Source organism: Streptomyces flavofungini (assembly GCF_014650815.1).
GTDB classification, from domain to species: Bacteria; Actinomycetota; Actinomycetes; order Streptomycetales; family Streptomycetaceae; genus Streptomyces; species Streptomyces flavofungini.
The window spans coordinates 863,951-879,889 of record NZ_BMVR01000001.1; the positions used below are offsets into that span (position 1 = coordinate 863,951).

Below are 15,939 nucleotides of genomic sequence, written 5' to 3' on the forward strand. Positions count from 1 at the left end.
CGTAGTCACGCGTACACGCTCTGTCGAAGACCGCGCCTCACTCGATGGGGTGATCGCGAACCTCGTTGGGGTGAGCGGCGGCAAAGAAGTTGATCGCGACGGGCAAAAGGTGTGAATACGCCCGTACCAGGTCGTAACGTCAGCCGACTTCTACGAAAGGCCGCTCGCCGTGCAGCCCCGACTCAGCGTCGTCGTGCCCATCTACAACGTCGAGGAGTTCCTGGAGGAGTGCCTGGAGTCGATCGCCCGGCAGACCCTGGATGGAGGGGCCGGAGGGGACGCCGGGGGCAGCGGTCCCGGTGGGCTCGAAGTCGTCCTCGTCGACGACGGCTCCACCGACGCCAGCCCCCGCATCGCCCGCGCCTTCGCCGTCCGCGACCCCCGCTTCGTGTACGTCCGCCAGCCCAACGCGGGCCTGAGCGCCGCCCGCAACACCGGCGTGCGGCACGCGAATCCGAACGCCGAGTACCTGACGTTCGTGGACAGCGACGACATCGTCCCGCACGACGCGTACGCCCGCATGATCGCGAGCCTGGACGCCAGCGGCTCCGACTTCGCGAGCGGCAACGTGTGGCGCCTGACCGAGCGCGGCCGGTCACAGGCCTGGCAGTACCAGTGGCTCACCGCGCCGCGCACCCGTACCCACATCTCCCGCGATCTGGCGCTGCTCGCCGACCGGGTCGCCTGGAACAAGGTCTTCCGGCGCACCTTCTGGGACCGGCACGGCTTCCTCTTCCCCGAGGGGCGGCTGTACGAGGACACACCGGTGATGATCCCGGCGCACTTCCTCGCCTCGTCCGTGGACGTCCTCAGCGACCACGTCTACTACTGGCGGGTGCGCGAGGGCTCCATCACACGGCGGCGCACCGACGTCAAGGGCGTGCGCGACCGGATCGCGGCCTGCGCGCACGTCAGCGGCTTCCTCGCCGAGCACGCGCCCGAGCTGAAGGCCACGTACGACGTCTCCTGTCTGCGGGACGACTTCGTGTACTTCCTGGAGGGCCTGCCGATGGGCGGGCCCGAGTACCGGTCGGCGTTCCTCGCGGACACCGCCGAGTTCCTGCGCACCGCCGACCCGGCGATCCTGCGGCGGCTTCCCGTGGACCTGCGCGTGAAGTGGCATCTCGTGCGCGAGCGGCGCACCGGTGAGCTGATCGAGCTGCTCGACCGCGAACGCCGGGGCGGCAAGGGCGCGTTCGCGGTCCGCGGCTCGCTGCGCCGGTACGCGGACTACCCCGGCGTCGACCGGCTCCCCCGCGACCTCACCCGCCTCGACCAGAGCGAACTGCCCGCCGTGGCCAGGCTCGGCGAGGCCACCTGGGACGAGGAGGGGCGGCTGCGGATCCGCGGCCACGCCTATGTGCGCAACCTGGAGGCGGCGCGGCCCGCGCAGTCGGTGAAGGCGGGGCTGCTCAAGTCGGCGCACAGCAGGGGCCGGTTCAAGCGGGTGCCGACGCGGAGCGTGCCCGCGCCGGAGGCCACCGAGCGCTCCGGGCAGCGCCTGCACTGCTACGACCTGTCCGGCTTCGAGATGACCGTCGACCCCGAACAGTTGAAGACCGGCGGCCGGTGGCGGCCCGGGAACTGGCTGCTCGGCGTGGTCGTCGCGGGCCACGGCACCGTGCGGCGGGCCGCCGTGCGCGCGCCGGACGGCGCCCGCACGCAGTCCCTGGTGCGGGACCTCGGGGACGGGCTGCGCCTGGTGCTCGGCTTCAGCAAGGGGCGGCTCGTGCTGCGGGTGCAGGAGTACGCGGCGCGGGTGGACGGCCACCGGGCGGACGGCGGTGACGTGGTGCTCAGCGGGAGGCTCACCGGCGCCCGCACGGGCACCGGCACCGGCGCTCAGCGGTCCGGCCCCCGCCCCGGCCCCGCCCGCCCCAGGTCCCTGCGCCTGACCCACCCCGCCACCGGCACCGCCTTCAGCTACCCGGTCGCCCTCGTCGACGACCGCTTCGAGGCCCGCGTACGCCTCGCCGACCTGGAGGACGTACCGCCCGCCCCGCACCACGCCCCCGCCCAGGTCGAGCCGCCGCACGGCGACCGCTGGGGCGCCGTCCTCGAACTCGCCGACGGCACCACGGTGTCCCCGGCGGCCGCCCTCGACCTGCCCCCCGGCCGCTACGCGACCCGCGCGGGCCGTGAGCTGTGCGCCACCGCCGACGACCGCGGCGCGCTCGTCGTGGAACTCACCCGGCGCCCCGTCGCGGACCGCGTCGCCTGGGCCGACGACGGCGGCCTCACCGTCGAGGGCACCGCGGCGGAGGCGAGCTGGCCGTCGGCCGAGCTGGTCCTGCGGCACAGCGGGCGCGACGACGAGGTGACCGTGCCGGTGGAGCTGTCCGGCGGGCGGTTCCGGGCGCGGGTGGCGCCGGGGGGCGGGGTGCTGCGGGAGGGGCGGTGGTACGCGTTCCTGCGGGAGGTGGGGCACGGCGGGGCGGGGGTGCCGGTGCGGGTGCTCACGTCGGTGGGGGCCGGGATGCCGGACCACCGGGTCGTCCAGGGGCGGGAGTTCAGCGCCGACCGGCGCTTCGGCGACCGGCTCCTGATCGACGCGGGTTCGGTGCTCGCGCCCACCGAGCGCGGCGCGTACCGGCGCCACCGGCTGCGTACGGAGCACTATCCGCGCGAGCGTGCCAAGCGCCTGCGCGACGCCGTCCTGTACTTCGACGGCGACTCGCCGCGCGCCGTCCACGAGGAACTGGTGCGGCGCGGCGCCGATGTCGAGCACCTGTGGGTCACGCACGACCAGCAGACGCGGGTCCCGGCGGGCGCGCGCGGCGTGGCGGAGCACAGCACCGAGTGGTACGGGGCCCTGGCCCGCTGCCGTCGCATCGTCACCGCGGGCCATCTGCCGGACTTCTTCGAGCGCCGCGAGGGCCAGACCGTCGTCCAGACCTGGCACGGCACCCCCCTCAAGCGCCTCGGCACCGACCTCACGGACACCCTGTACGCCGACCACGGCCACCTCGACCGGCTGCCCCGCCTCGCCGCGCAGTGGAACGTCCTGGTCTCCCCCAGTGGCTTCGCCACCCCGCACCTGGGCCGCGCCCTCACCTACGACGGCGAGGTCCTGGAAGCCGGATCGCCCCGCAACGACGTCCTGTTCGCCGACGACCGCCACAAGGTCACCGAACGCGTCCGGCGCGAACTGGGCCTGGCCCCCGGCAAACGGATCGTCCTGTACGCCCCGACCTACCGCGACCACCTCGGCTTCGGCCCCGGCCGCTTCCGCTACGACCCCGCCCTCGACCTGCGTGCCGCCGAGGACGTCCTCGGCGACGACCACGTCCTGCTCGTCCGCAAGCACCCGCTGACCTCCGGCCGACTCCCCGGCGCCCGCGCCCCCTTCGTCCGCGACGTCACCGGCCACCCCCGCACCGCCGAACTCCTCCTGGTCGCCGACGTGTTGATCACCGACTACTCGTCCCTGATGTTCGACTTCGCGCACACCGGCCGCCCGATGCTCTTCCACGCCTACGACCTGGAGCACTACCGCGACACCGTGCGCGGCTTCTACCTCGACTTCGAGACCCGCGCGCCGGGCCCGCTGCTCGCCTCCACCGGCGAGGTCGTCGACGCCCTGCGCGACCTCGACACCGTCTCCGCCCGCCACCGCAAGGCGTACGCGGCGTTCCGCGAGGCGTACTGCGACCTCGACGACGGCCGGGCGGCGGAGCGGGTCGCGGACAGGCTGATGCGATGAGGGCGGCGGGCGCCGCGGGTACGACGACGGCCGCTTCGAGCGCCTCGGGCACGACGGCGGCGCCCGGCCCGGGGGCCGCCGAAGCCGCCGGGGCCGCCTCGGCCACGACGTGGCGGCGGCACCGCGCCCGGCTCGGCGCGACCGCCACCGGGTTCGGCATCCGCTGGCACCCGAGCCCGTACCTCGTCCTCGGCGGGCTCTTCTGGCTGGTGATGTCGCTCGCGTACTGGCGGGTGCCGATCTGCTGCGACTTCGGCCAGCACGCGGCGGTCGTCGAACGCCTCAAGGACGACCTGCTGCACCCCCGGCACCCGATGGCCGACCTGCCGGGCGACGGCAGCGCGTACTACTCGCCGTACGCCGTCGCGCAGGCCCTGCTCGCCAAGGCGACGGGCCTCGCGGGCTGGCAGGTCGTCAAACTGTCGGGCCCGCTGAACCTGCTCGCCCTGCTCACCGGCATCGGCCGCTTCGTCCGCGTCCTCACGCCGCGCCCGTGGGCACCCGTCCTCGCCCTGTTCGCGATGGTCCTGCTGTGGGGCACGCGGATGGCCTGGTGGAGCGGCTACCTGGGCCTGATGTCGATGACGGGCAACCTCGGCTACCCGTCGACGTTCGGCATCGCGCTGATGTTCTGGGCGTGGGCGTGGGCGGGATCGCTGGCGGGGGCGCCGGGGGGCTGGTGGCCGTACGCGGGCCTGGGCGCCCTGTGCGGTCTGATCCTCCTGATCCACCCGATCACCTCGGTGGCGGCGGTGATCGGCGTGGCGGCGTTCGCGCTGCCGCGCTCGCGGTCACCGCTGCGGTGGGCGGTCACCGGGCTCACGGCCCTGGCGGTGGCCACCACCTGGCCGTACTTCAACCCGCTCACCCTGGTCGGAGACCAGTCCGTCGACTGGATCCACCGACAGCTCTACACCGACATGCCCCAGCGCTTCTGGCTGGCCGCCCTGGGCCTCCCGGCCCTGTTCCTGCGCTGGCGGCGCGACCGCAAGGACCCCCTGGTCCTGATGTTCGCCCTGGACTGCGCGGTGGTCGGCTACGGCTGGCTCAGCGGCCACTACACCTACGGCCGCATCCTCGGCCTCACCCTCGTCCCCCTCCAGTTCGCCCTGGCCGTCGAGTTGACGGCCCCCCGCACCTGGGGCAACCGCCGCGCCGCCCTCGCCGGGGCCACCGCGCTCGGCGCGTGCGTCGGCTTCGTCCAGATCCAGGCGGGCGCCGTCGTGCCCCGCACCCTCGATCCGATCGGCTTCGACCAGCCCCCGCGCTGGCCGAGCTACGCGTGGGCGGCAACCCACATGAACCGCGGCGACGTCGTCCTCACCGACGGCTACCGCCCCATGCGCTCGATGCCCGCGTTCGGCGTCAACCTGGTCGCGCCCGCCTGGCCGGACGCGTCCCTGGCGGAGTCCGTACGCAACGAGCGGCTGAGCGAGGTGCGCGCGTACCTCGACCCGGCCACCTCGGCCACGGACCGCGCCGCCGTCGTCCGGCGTTACCACGTGCGCTGGCTCCTGGTCGCCCCGCAGCAGCCGCTGCCGCCGGAGGCGGTGGTGGTGTCGTGGAGCGCGCAGACCGGCGAGATCCTCGCGCGCGTGAGCGGCGGCAAACCTGTCGGCAGGCCCGCCGCCACGCCCTCCGTCACACCCGCCGCCACCGCCACCGGCACCCCGCCCGGCACCCGTCCGGCACTCCGTGACGAAGCCCCCTAATCGGATAATTTTCACTAAGCCCTAAAATTCCCCCTGTGGACCCCATCTCACCTCAAGAGCCCCAGATCACCGTCGTCGTGATCGGCTACGACGACGCCCCGCACATCGCCGACGCGGTGCGCTCCGCGCTCGCGCAGGGCCCCGTGGTGGGCGAGGTGATCGCGGTCGACGACTGCTCGACGGACGACACCCCGGCCGTCCTCGCGGAACTGGCCGCCGCCGACGGGCGGGTGCGGGTCGTCCGGCGCACCGTGAACAGCGGCGGCTGCGGCGCCCCGCGCAACGACGGCGCGGCCGCGGCGACGCTGCCGTACCTGATGTTCCTGGACAGCGACGACGTGCTCGCGCCGGGCGGCGCGCGGGCGCTCCTGGACGCGGCGCTGCGGCACCGCGCGGAGGTCGCGTCGGGCCTGTGCGTGCGGCGCGAGCTGCCGTCGGGGCGCGAGACGCCCTGGCAGCCCGAGCTGTACCGCAAGGCCGCGCTGGTGGCACGCCCGGAGCTGCGCCCGCGCCTCGTGCACGACACGCTGTGCGTCAACAAGCTCTACCGCACGGACTTCCTGCGCGAGCACGGCATCCGCTTCCCCGAAGGCCGCTTCATCTACGAGGACTTCGTCTTCGGCGCCCGGGTCCTGGCCGCCGCGCCGCGCATCGCCCTGGTCCCGGACACCGTGTACGTGTGGCACGTGCGGCGCACCGCGGCCAAGCTGTCGATCTCCCTGGACCGCGCGGGCATCGAGAACTGGCGGGCCCGGATCACCGCGCACCGCCAGGCCGTGGACATCCTGCGCGGCGCCGCCGACGGCGACAAGGTCCTCGCGCGGGCGGCCCGCGCCCAGTTCCTCGACCACGGCCTGCGCATGTACACGCGGGAGCTGCCCCAGCGCGGCGCGGAGTACCAGCGCGCGTGGTGGGCCGTCACCCGCGCCTACCTCGCCGAGTTCGACGAGGCCGACCTGGCCGCCGCCCCCGCCCCCGGCCGCGTCATCGCCCGGGTGGTCCTCGCCGCCGCCGAGCCACGCGACCTGGACCGCCTCAAGCAGGTCGCGGCGCGCCCGGCCCGGCTCGCCCCGCCGTACGCGCGCGCCGCCGACGACACCCCCGTCTGGTCGGCGGACCTGCCCCAGGTCACCCTGGAGCACCTGCTCGCGCGGCCGCTGCGGCTGCTGCCGCTCGCGGTGGACGCCGAACTGCGCCCGCGCGGGGGCGCGAGCGTGCTGCGGCTTCGCCTGCACGAGCTGTACGGGCGGGTCGCGGAGGCGGGCCCGGGTGTGGTCGACGTGGAGCTGACTCACCGGGGCGGCGGGCGGCCCGGGGTGCGGCGGTCGGCGGCGTTCACGGTCGAGGAGCCGGGGCGGACGTGGGCGGCCGAGGTCCGGGTCGACCTCGCGGCGCTCGACGGGGACGTGTGGGACCTGCGCGTCCGGCTCCTGTTCGCGGACGGCACCGCGCGCGAGAGCACGGCGCGCGCGGTGGCCGGGCCCGGCCTGCTGCGCCGCACGGTGGTGCCGGGCGGACGGCACGGCGTGCTGCTCGTCCAGCCGTACGCGACGCAGGCCGGGAACCTGTCGGTGCGGCTCGCGCCGGGGCTGCGCGGGGTGGCGGCGGTGGCGCGGCGACGGCTCGCGCGGCTCGTGCGGAGGCTGCCGGGCGGGCGGGCCGACGGCCCCTGACGCGCCCCGTACCCGCGCTCTGCGACACTGCACGTCCGGGATGTCCGGGGTACATCCACGACGAACACGACACGACAGGACGAGTTGACCATGACCTGGCTGATCACCGGCGGCGCGGGATACATCGGGGGACACGTCGTGCGCGCCATGGCGGAGGCGGGCGAGCGCACGGTGGTCTACGACGACCTGTCGTCGGGCCTCGCCGAGCGCGTGCCGGAGGGTGTGCCCCTCGTCGTCGGCTCGACCCTGGACGCGGACCTGGTCGCGCGCGCCCTGCGGGACCACGCGGTCACAGGTGTCGTCCACCTGGCGGCGAAGAAGCAGGTCGGCGAGTCGGTCGAACAGCCGCTGCGCTACTACCGGGAGAACGTGGAAGGCCTCAGGGTCCTCCTGGAGGCGGTCGCGGACGCGCAGGTGCCGTCCTTCGTCCTCTCGTCGTCGGCAGCCGTGTACGGCATGCCGGATGTGGACCTGGTCACCGAGGACACGCCCTGCGTGCCGATGAGTCCGTACGGCGAGACGAAGCTCGCGGGCGAGTGGCTGACCCGCGCGGTGGGCCGCGCCACGGGCCTGCGCACGGCCTGCCTGCGGTACTTCAACGTGGCGGGCGCGGCGAGCCCCGACCTCGCCGACACCGGCGTGTTCAACCTCGTCCCGATGGTCTTCGAGAAGCTCACCGCGGGCGCCGCCCCCCGGATCTTCGGCGCCGACTATCCGACCCCGGACGGCACCTGCGTACGGGACTACATCCACGTCACGGACCTCGCCGAGGCCCATGTGGCCGCCGCCCGCCGCCTCGCGGGCGCGCCCGAGGCCACCGACCTGACCCTCAACGTCGGCCGCGGCGAGGGGGTTTCGGTGCGCGAGATGGTCGACCTGATCGCGGACGTCACCGGGTACGACATCCCGGCGACGGTCACCGGGCGGCGCGCGGGCGACCCGGCGCGGGTGGTCGCCGCCGCCGACCGCGTCACCGCCGAGCTCGGCTGGTCGGCCAAGCGGGACGTGCGCGAGATGGTGGAGTCGGCCTGGGCGGGGTGGGTGCGCCGACACCCGGAGGCACGCACCGAACGGTAAGTACCCCACTAAATAGTGAGTACTTGAGGAAACCCGCAGCAAGCTCCAGCCTGGGAACGAGGGGGCCGCGCCACCCGGTGCCCCCCCTCAACCCTCCCCGGAATCCCAGGAATTGGAGCACTCATGCCCGAGCACGCCCGCACGCCCGTGACCATCGTGGGACTCGGCGCGATGGGCGCGGCCCTGGCGTCGGCGTACGTCGCGGCCGGGCACCCCACCACCGTGTGGAACCGCAGCCCGGAGAAGGCCGCCCCGCTGGTGGCGCAGGGTGCCGTGCACTTCCTCGACGTCCGCGACGCGATCGCCGCGAGCCCTCTGACCATCGCCTGCCTGACGACGTACGAAGCGACCCTGGCCGCCCTCGAACCGGCCGCCGCCGCGCTCGCCGGACGCACCCTCGTCACCGTCAACTCCGGCATCCCGTCCGGCGCCCGCGCCATGGCCGACTGGGCCACCCGGCACGGCGCCCGCTTCCTGGACGGCGCCATCAAGAACGTCCCCGCGACCGTGGGCGCGGCCGACACCCTGCACTACTACAGCGGCGACCGCGCCCTCTTCGACGAGTACGAGGCCACGCTGCGGGTCATCGGCGGCGACACCGTGCACCTGGGCACCGAACCGGACCTCGCGGCGCTGTACGAGTCGGCCGTCGGCGGCACCCTGCTGCCCGCGCTGCTCGGCTTCTTCCAGGGCGCGGCGCTCGTCACGGCGCGCGGCCTGGAGGCCGGCACGATGGTGCCGTACACGCAGAAGTGGCTGGCCATGATCAGCTCGATGCTGCCGCACTACGCCGCCGAGATCGACCGGGGCGACTTCGGCGAACCCCAGTCGGCCGTCGGCATCTTCCACGCGGGCATGCCCGCCGAGACCCAGGTCGCCGCCGAGGCCGGGCTCGACACGCGCTGGCACGAGCCGATGCACGCGCTCCTGGAGCGGGCGGTGGCGGAGGGCCGCGCGGACCAGAGCATCGCGGCCCTGGTGGAGGTGTTGCGCGCGCCCGCACGGGACGCGGTGGTGTAGCAGGCTGCACCCCCACCTCGGGGGCGTGCCCTCTCGTGGCCGAGGGGCCCGGATTCCTAGCGTTCTCAGTGGTAGGCGGCGGGTGCCGTGACAGTCACCGAGAGGGCGTACGGGATGTTCAGGCGGCGCGGTCCGGCGCGGTTGGCGACGACGGGACGGGCGGGGAGCGGCGGCTCCGCCCTCGCGCCCGGCGGTGGCGCGCTCGCCCTCGACGGGGTCGGTCGTACGTACCGCGGCGGGGCCGTCGTCGCGCTGCACCCGACCGATCTGGCCGTGCCGCGTGGCCGGTTCGTCGCCGTCATGGGGCCCTCGGGGTCCGGCAAGTCGACGCTGCTCCAGTGCGCGGCCGGGCTCGACCGGCCGACGTCCGGGAGCGTCCGCGTGGAGGGCGTCGAGATCGGCTCGCTGAAGGAGGCCGCGCTGACGCGGCTGCGCCGGGAGCGGATCGGCTTCGTCTTCCAGGCGCACAACCTCGTGCCGTCGCTGAGCGTCGCGGAGAACGTGGCGCTGCCCCTGATGCTTGGCGGCGCCGACGGCACCGACGGGGCGACGGCGCGGCGCGCGGCGGTGGCCCTCGCCTCCGTCGGGCTCGGCGACCGCGCCGACGACCGCCCCACCGAACTCTCCGGCGGCCAGCAGCAGCGCGTCGCGATCGCCCGCGCCCTGGTCACCGACCCGGCCGTGGTCTTCGCCGACGAGCCCACCGGCGCCCTGGACCCGGCGACCGCCCACGACGTCCTCGCCCTCCTCCGCCAGGCCGTCGACCAGGACGGCCACACGGTCGTCATGGTGACCCACGACCCGGCCGCGGCGGCGTGGTGCGACGAGGCGGTGTTCCTCGCCCAGGGCCGCGTCGTGGCGGCGCTGCACCGACCGGACGCGGAACGGGTGCACGCGGTGATGCGACGACTGGGGCGCGGGGCGGTGGCGGCGTGACGAAGCCCGCACCGGAGCCCACGCCCTGGCCCGAGCCCACGTCCTGGCCCGAGCCCACGCCCACACCCGAACCCACACCCTGGCCCGAGCCCACGCCCACACCCTGCGCCCCACCCACCCACAGGTCCCAGCCCGCCCCCAAAGTCACCACCCTCCTGGCCACCCGCGCCGCCCGCACCCACCGCAAGGCCTGGGCCGCCGTCTTCGCCGCTCTCGTCCTGACCTCCGCCCTCCTCGGCACCTTCGCCCTCGCGGTGACGTCGGCGGCCCTCGGCCACGCCCCCGTGGAGCGGTACGCCGCGGCCGACCTCGTGGTCGCCGGCGATCAGAACACCCGCTACACGGCCAAGCCCTGGGGCTCCGAACCGGAGACGCAGACCACGGGCCTGACCGAGCGGGTGCGGGTGCCGGAGGCCGCGCTCGGCGTGGTCGAGAGGGTCCCGGGCGTCGAGGCGGCCGTCGCCGACCGGGTGTTCCCGGTGGGGCTCAAGGGCGAGTCGGTCACCGGACGGCCCTGGGACGCGGCCCGGCTCGCGCCGTACGCGCTGCGGGACGGCCGGGCGCCGGGGCGTCCGGGCGAGGTCGTCGTGGGCGCGGGCCGGGCCCGCACCGGCGACCGGGTGACGCTCCGCGTCGGCGGTGCGGACACCGCGTACCGCGTGGTGGGCGTGGCCGACGGGCCCGGCGCGGCCGTGTACTTCACCGCCGGGCGGGCCCGCGACCTGGCCGGACACGCGGGCACGGTCGACACCATCGGCGTCGTGGCCGGGCCCGGCGTGAGCGCGGGCGAGCTGTACGGGCGGGTGCGGGACGCGGTGGACGAGGCGAAGCTGCGGGCCGCCGGTGACCGGGCCGACGGGGACGGCGCCGGGCTGCGGGTGCTGGCCGGGGACGGCAGGGGCGCCGCGGAGCAGCTGGCGGCGGCGCCCGCCCGTACGACCATGATGGAGATCCTCGGCGCGGTCGCCGGGACCGTGGTCATGATCGCCGCCCTGGTGGTGTCGTCGACGGTCGTGCAGGCGCTGCGCCAACGAAGCCACGAGCTGGGCCTGTTGCGGGCCGTGGGCGCGACGCCCCGGCAGCTGCGGGGCGCGGTGGGCCGCGAGGTGGGCCGGGTCGCGGTGGCCGCGTCGGCGGTGGGCGCCGTCCTCGCCGTACCCGCCTACCTGGGCCTGCGCGCACTCCTGGACGCACGCGGAGCCCTGGCGGGCGGCCTCCAGCTCCCGCTGCCGCCCTGGCTGTTGGCGGCGCCGCTGGTGACCGCCGCGGTGACGGTCCTCGTCGCCCGCCTGTCCGCCCTGTTCGCCGTCGGCCGCGCGGCGAAGGTACGTCCGGCGGAGGCGCTGCGCGAGTCACCGCCCGGAACCGCCCGCCGCGTCACCGGACTCGTCCTGCTCGGCGTCGGCGTGACCGCGGCGGGCGCGGCGGCGACGCAGCACGGCCAGGCGGCCGCGGCGGCGTCGAGCACGGCCGCCGTCTCGATGGTCATCGCGTGCGCGGTGCTCGGCCCGTGGATCGCGACGGGCGCGATGCGGGTCCTCGGCGCCCCGATGCGCCGCTTCGGCGGCCCCGGCGGGGGGCTGGCCGCCGCCAACTGCACGGCGGCGGCCGCCCGGCTGGGCGCGGCGATCACCCCGATCGTGCTGGTCACCGCGTTCTCCGTGGTCCAGCTCGCGGCGGGCGCCACGATCACGCACGAGGCGAAGGCGCAGGCGCGGGACATGGCCCGGGCGGATCTGGTGGTGCGGGCGGACGGCGGCCTGCCGCGTGGCGCCCTCGACCGCATCCGGTCCGTGCCCGGCGTGTCCGCGGCGACCGAGGTGGTGCGCAGCACGGTGGTCCTCGCCCGCAAGGAGGCCGGCTCACCCGTGCTCGAACGCGTCCCCGTCCTCGGCGTCACCCCGCAGCGGCTGACCCGCACCCTCGACCCCGACGTCCGCGAGGGCACCCTCTCCGGCCTGCGCCCCGGCACCGTCGCCCTCTCCGCCGACCGCGCCCGCTCCCTCGGCGCGCGGCCCGGCTCGACGGTGGCGCTGCGCTTCGGCGACGGCACGGCGGGGCGCCCGCGGGTGGTCGCGGTGTACGAACGGGGCCTGGGCGCGGGGGACTTCCTGCTCTCGCGGGACGAGGTGCTGCGGCACACGTCCGGTGCCGGGGCGGCCCGGGTGCTCGTGGCGACGGACGGCGGGGCGGGTACGGTACACGCGGTCGGCGCGGCCGTGCCCGGGGCCCGGGTGGACCAAGGCGCCGGGGCGGTGCGGGACGCGGCCCGCGTCGAGCCGGAGGACCGGGCCCTGGGCGAGGTCGTCAACGCGACGGCGGTCGGTGCGATCGGCGCCTTCACGGTCATCGCCGTCCTGAGCACCCTCACCCTGATCTCGATCGGCCGCCGCCCCGAACTCACCCTCCTGCGCCGGGCGGGCGCCGCCCGCGCCCAGCTCCGCCGCATGCTCCGCACGGAGGCCGCCGCGGTCGCCCTGACCGGCGTCGCCGTGGGCCTCGCGGTGGCCCTGATCCCCCTCCTCGCCTTCAGCCTCTCCGTCGCCGGCTCCCTGCCCTACCTCCCGCCGGTCCACCTGGCGTTGATCGTGGGGGTGGTCGGGGTGACGGCGCTCGCGGGGACGCTGCCGCCGGTGTGGCGGGTACTGCGGGGGCGGTATCCGACGGGGTGAGGCACGCGTGCCTCACCGGGGTGGGCCCGCCGAGGGCCCACCCCTTCCCCCGCCTCGGCCCGGGGCCTGTCCGACGGATCGGCGCGGCGTCCCGTCGGACGGGCCCTAGCCCTTGTTCAAGTACGCCAGCACGGCCAGCACCCGCCGATGCCCGCTGTCGCTCGGCGGCAGCCCCAGCTTCAGGAACACGTTCCCGATGTGCTTGCTGACCGCCCGGTCCGAGATGGACATCGTGGCGCCGATGGTCGCGTTGTCGCGCCCCTCGGCCATGAGGTGCAGCGCCTCGCGTTCGCGGGGCGTGAGCGAGTCCAGCGGGTCGTTTCCGCGCCGGGTCAGGAGTTCCGTGACGACCTCGGGGTCGAGGGCGGTGCCGCCCGCGGCGACCCGCTCCAGCGCGTCGAGGAACTCGTCGACGCGGCCGACGCGGTCCTTGAGGAGATAGCCGACGCCGCTCGCCCCGGCGCCGAGGAGCTCGGCCGCGTACGTCTCCTCGACGTACTGGGAGAGGACGAGCACCGGCAGCTCCGGCAGCTGCTTGCGGGCCGCGAGGGCCGCGCGCAGGCCCTCGTCGCGGAAGCCGGGCGGCATCCGCACGTCGAGGACGGCGACGTCCGGGCGGTGTTCGAGGAGCGCGGGCAGCACCTCGGGCCCGGTGGCCGCGACGGCCGCCACCTCATGGCCCACGGACGTGAGGAGCAGCACCATCCCCTCCCGCAGCAGGGCGTTGTCCTCCGCGATCACCACACGCACGGCAGCTCCACTCCGATCAGGGTCGGCCCCCCGGCGGGGCTGACCACCTCCATGGTCCCGTCCAGGGCGGCGACCCGGCGCCGCATGCCGAGCAGCCCGGTGCCACCCGATTCGTCGGCTCCGCCGCGCCCCTCGTCGCGTACGAGAATCCGCAACCCGGTGGCGGCACGGGCCAGTTCGACCTCGGCGCGGCGCGCCCCGCTGTGCTTGGCCGCGTTCGTCAGGGCCTCCGCCATGACGAAGTACGCGGCCGCCTCCACGGCCGCGGGCGCGCGCGGCCCGCCCTCCACGCCGTCGTCGCGGACGGCCACTTCGAGGCCGCTGCTGGCGGCGAGGGCCCGGACGGCGCCGACGAGTCCGCGGTCGGTGAGGATGGGCGGGTGGATGCCGCGCACGACGTGCCGCAGCTCGGTCAGGGCCTCCTCGGCCTGGTCCTGCGCGTCGTCGAGGAGCCTGCGGACGACGTCGGGGTCGGGGGCCTCGGCGCCGGGGGCGGCGGCGACCTGCTTGTCGTACGCCCGCCTGGCCAGGCCGACGCGCATCGAGAGGGAGACGAGGCGTGCCTGGGTGCCGTCGTGCAGGTCCCGTTCGATGCGCCGCAGTTCGGCGCCGTGCGCCGCGACCGCGCCCGCCCGGGTGACCGTCAACTCCTCGACCCGCTCGGCCAGTTCGGCGTTGCGCTCGGCGTCGGGAGACGGCTTGAGGAGCGCCCGCGACCAGCGCGCGTCAAGGGCGGCGAGGCGCACGATCAGCGGCAGGACGACGGCCCGGCGGCGCAGCAGCCCGCACCACACGCCGTCGACCAGCGCGCCGATCACCCACAGCGGCAGAGCCACGTACAGCAGCAACAGGCCGTAGAAGAAGTGCAGGACGAGCCACCGCAGGTCCCGGTACGTGCCGGGGTCCTTGACCGCCTTCCGCACCCGCTCGACGAGGGTCCCGGTCAGCGGCGTGTACGCCTCGGGGATGCGCCGCCCCGACCACTCGCCGACCTGCCGCCGCTTGATCCCGGCCAGCTTGCGCAGCAGCAGGACCGTCTCGGGCAGCATCCCCAGGCCGACCACGATGAGCGACGCGGCGAGGGCGAAGAGGAGGATGCCGACGAAGACGTACGAGACGATCGACAGGCCGGAGGCCATGAGCAGCAGCATGGAGGCGCGGTCCGCCCGGTCGATCGTGTCTCGCATGGACCTCAGGCTATGTGAGCGCGTCCGTGGGCACGGGCGAGCCCGCTCCCGGGGGGAGGGTGTAGCGGGCTGCACCTCTGCTCCGGGGGGACCCTCCCTCGCCATCGGGCGGCGGGACGGGCAGGGTTGATCACGTACGAAACCCCGACGGACCCCCAGCCCTCAGCCCCCTCCCGCTCTTCCGCCCTCCCGAAAGGTCAATCCATGAAGGCCGCCCTCTGGCTCGTGCTCGCCCTCGGCATCATCATCAACGCCTTCGACAGCATCCTGTTCGACGGCGCGTTGGAGATCGTGGTCAGCGTCGTCACGGGTGTCGCCGTCATCGGCTCGATCACGGCGCTGGTGCTGACGCGGGAGCGGCGGGCCTGAGCGGGGGCCGGGCGGGGCGGGCCGGAGCGGGGCCCGGCCCTACAGCGCCCTGAGCGCCGCCGCGGTGGCCCCCACCAAGCTCCCCAAGTACCCCTTGGGCAGCTCCCCCCGCACCACGACCGCCCGCCAGTAGAGCGGCCCCGACATCAGGTCGAGGGCCAGCTCCTGGTCCCCCTCGGCCAGGCCCGCGCGCAGCTCGCCGCGCGCCACCGCCTGGGCGACGATGCCGCTCGCGACGCCGTGCTGGCCCTCGCGGAGCGCCTTCTGCAGGGCCGCCTCGATCTCGGGATTGCGGGCCGCCTCCGCCTGCAGGTCGGGGATGACCTGGGAGGCGACGGGGTGGCGCAGCGCGCGGGACGTCACCTCGTACAGCAGCCGCAGGTCGCCCTCGAGAGAGCCGGTGTCGGGCGTGGGCAGGCCCTGGACGGCGAGGGCCGACACCAGGTCGAGGACGAGGTGCAGCTTGGAGCGCCAGCGCCGGTACACGGCCGTCTTGCCGACGCCCGCGCGGCGGGCGATGCCCTCGATCGACATGCGCGCGTAGCCGACGGCGGCGAGTTCCGCGAAGACGGCGGTGCGGATGGCCTCGGTCACGTCCTCGCGGAGCACGGCGGCCCCGGCGGGCGCCCGGCGGCCGGGCTCGCCCGGCTTCTTCTCGTTCACCGTCATGCCTGCTCCCCGTTCGCCGTCATGCGGACAGCATAGGACGTGACGACGAAACGGTTGCGTTCCGACGTCGGAAGGTTCTACTGTCGACGTCACGACGATACGGTCCCGTCCCGACGTAAGGGCGGGCCGTGCCCCGTCGGCCCCCACGTCCCCGAGCGAAAGCAGCGGCCG

General features: G+C 75.3%; 11 protein-coding genes. 8 read left to right on the forward strand and 3 right to left on the reverse strand.

Annotated features, from left to right (window positions below):
* Positions 1-169 precede the first annotated feature (169 nt).
* The 7 genes from IE274_RS03645 to IE274_RS03675 all read left to right on the forward strand — a co-directional run bounded on the left by IE274_RS03645 (position 170) and on the right by IE274_RS03675 (position 12,793).
* The gene (locus tag IE274_RS03645; protein WP_190114019.1) at positions 170-3,703 is read left to right on the forward strand and encodes a bifunctional glycosyltransferase/CDP-glycerol:glycerophosphate glycerophosphotransferase; all 3,534 of its coding nucleotides are present in this window, start codon (positions 170-172) and stop codon (positions 3,701-3,703) included.
* Entirely contained in the window at positions 3,700-5,415 is a 1,716-nt protein-coding gene (locus IE274_RS03650) for a hypothetical protein (RefSeq protein WP_229909130.1), read from the forward strand. Before IE274_RS03645 ends, IE274_RS03650 begins: the two co-directional genes overlap by 4 nt.
* A 44-nt stretch (positions 5,416-5,459) precedes the next feature.
* Entirely contained in the window at positions 5,460-7,088 is a 1,629-nt protein-coding gene (locus IE274_RS03655; protein ID WP_190114142.1) for a glycosyltransferase family 2 protein, read from the forward strand.
* A gap of 90 nt (positions 7,089-7,178) precedes the next feature.
* Positions 7,179-8,165 (forward strand): UDP-glucose 4-epimerase GalE, encoded by a 987-nt coding sequence (gene galE / locus IE274_RS03660; RefSeq protein WP_190114020.1) that lies wholly within the window; start codon positions 7,179-7,181, stop codon positions 8,163-8,165.
* A gap of 123 nt (positions 8,166-8,288) precedes the next feature.
* Positions 8,289-9,185, forward strand: coding sequence for an NAD(P)-dependent oxidoreductase (locus tag IE274_RS03665; protein ID WP_190114021.1), 897 nt, complete (start codon positions 8,289-8,291; stop codon positions 9,183-9,185).
* A 114-nt stretch (positions 9,186-9,299) separates the two neighbouring features.
* Positions 9,300-10,121, forward strand: coding sequence for an ABC transporter ATP-binding protein (locus IE274_RS03670; protein ID WP_190114143.1), 822 nt, complete (start codon positions 9,300-9,302; stop codon positions 10,119-10,121).
* Positions 10,118-12,793 carry an ABC transporter permease gene (locus tag IE274_RS03675; protein ID WP_229909132.1) on the forward strand — a complete coding sequence of 892 codons (2,676 nt, stop codon included), beginning with the start codon at positions 10,118-10,120 and terminating at the stop codon, positions 12,791-12,793. Before IE274_RS03670 ends, IE274_RS03675 begins: the two co-directional genes overlap by 4 nt.
* Positions 12,794-12,898: 105 nt before the next feature.
* On the opposite strand, the gene IE274_RS03680 is transcribed toward IE274_RS03675, so the two are convergent.
* Both IE274_RS03680 and IE274_RS03685 read right to left on the reverse strand, forming a co-directional pair.
* Positions 12,899-13,543, reverse strand: coding sequence for a response regulator transcription factor (locus tag IE274_RS03680; RefSeq protein ID WP_190114022.1), 645 nt, complete (start codon positions 13,541-13,543; stop codon positions 12,899-12,901).
* Positions 13,531-14,730, reverse strand: a complete 1,200-nt coding sequence (locus tag IE274_RS03685) for a sensor histidine kinase (protein ID WP_190114023.1) — start codon at positions 14,728-14,730, stop codon at positions 13,531-13,533. The genes IE274_RS03680 and IE274_RS03685 overlap by 13 nt, the downstream gene beginning before the upstream one ends.
* A 204-nt stretch (positions 14,731-14,934) precedes the next feature.
* On the opposite strand from IE274_RS03685, the gene IE274_RS03690 reads away from it, so the two are divergent.
* A complete protein-coding gene (locus IE274_RS03690; protein WP_190114024.1) occupies positions 14,935-15,099 on the forward strand; it encodes a hypothetical protein in 165 nt (54 codons plus the stop codon).
* A 39-nt stretch (positions 15,100-15,138) separates the two neighbouring features.
* Here IE274_RS03690 and IE274_RS03695 read toward each other — a convergent pair whose 3' ends face one another.
* Positions 15,139-15,768 (reverse strand): TetR/AcrR family transcriptional regulator, encoded by a 630-nt coding sequence (locus IE274_RS03695; RefSeq protein ID WP_190114025.1) that lies wholly within the window; start codon positions 15,766-15,768, stop codon positions 15,139-15,141.
* Between the last annotated feature and the right edge of the window lie 171 nt (positions 15,769-15,939).

What these genes read in the sequence shown, in the direction of transcription:
- IE274_RS03650 (WP_229909130.1), top strand. Translation starts at nt 3,700, where the DNA reads ATGAGGGCGGCGGGCGCCGCGGGTACGACGACGGCCGCTTCGAGCGCC.
- galE (WP_190114020.1), top strand. Translation starts at nt 7,179, where the DNA reads ATGACCTGGCTGATCACCGGCGGCGCGGGATACATCGGGGGACACGTC.
- IE274_RS03665 (WP_190114021.1), top strand. Translation starts at nt 8,289, where the DNA reads ATGCCCGAGCACGCCCGCACGCCCGTGACCATCGTGGGACTCGGCGCG.
- IE274_RS03670 (WP_190114143.1), top strand. Translation starts at nt 9,300, where the DNA reads ATGTTCAGGCGGCGCGGTCCGGCGCGGTTGGCGACGACGGGACGGGCG.
- IE274_RS03685 (WP_190114023.1), bottom strand. Translation starts at nt 14,730, where the DNA reads ATGCGAGACACGATCGACCGGGCGGACCGCGCCTCCATGCTGCTGCTC.
- IE274_RS03690 (WP_190114024.1), top strand. Translation starts at nt 14,935, where the DNA reads ATGAAGGCCGCCCTCTGGCTCGTGCTCGCCCTCGGCATCATCATCAAC.
- IE274_RS03695 (WP_190114025.1), bottom strand. Translation starts at nt 15,768, where the DNA reads ATGACGGTGAACGAGAAGAAGCCGGGCGAGCCCGGCCGCCGGGCGCCC.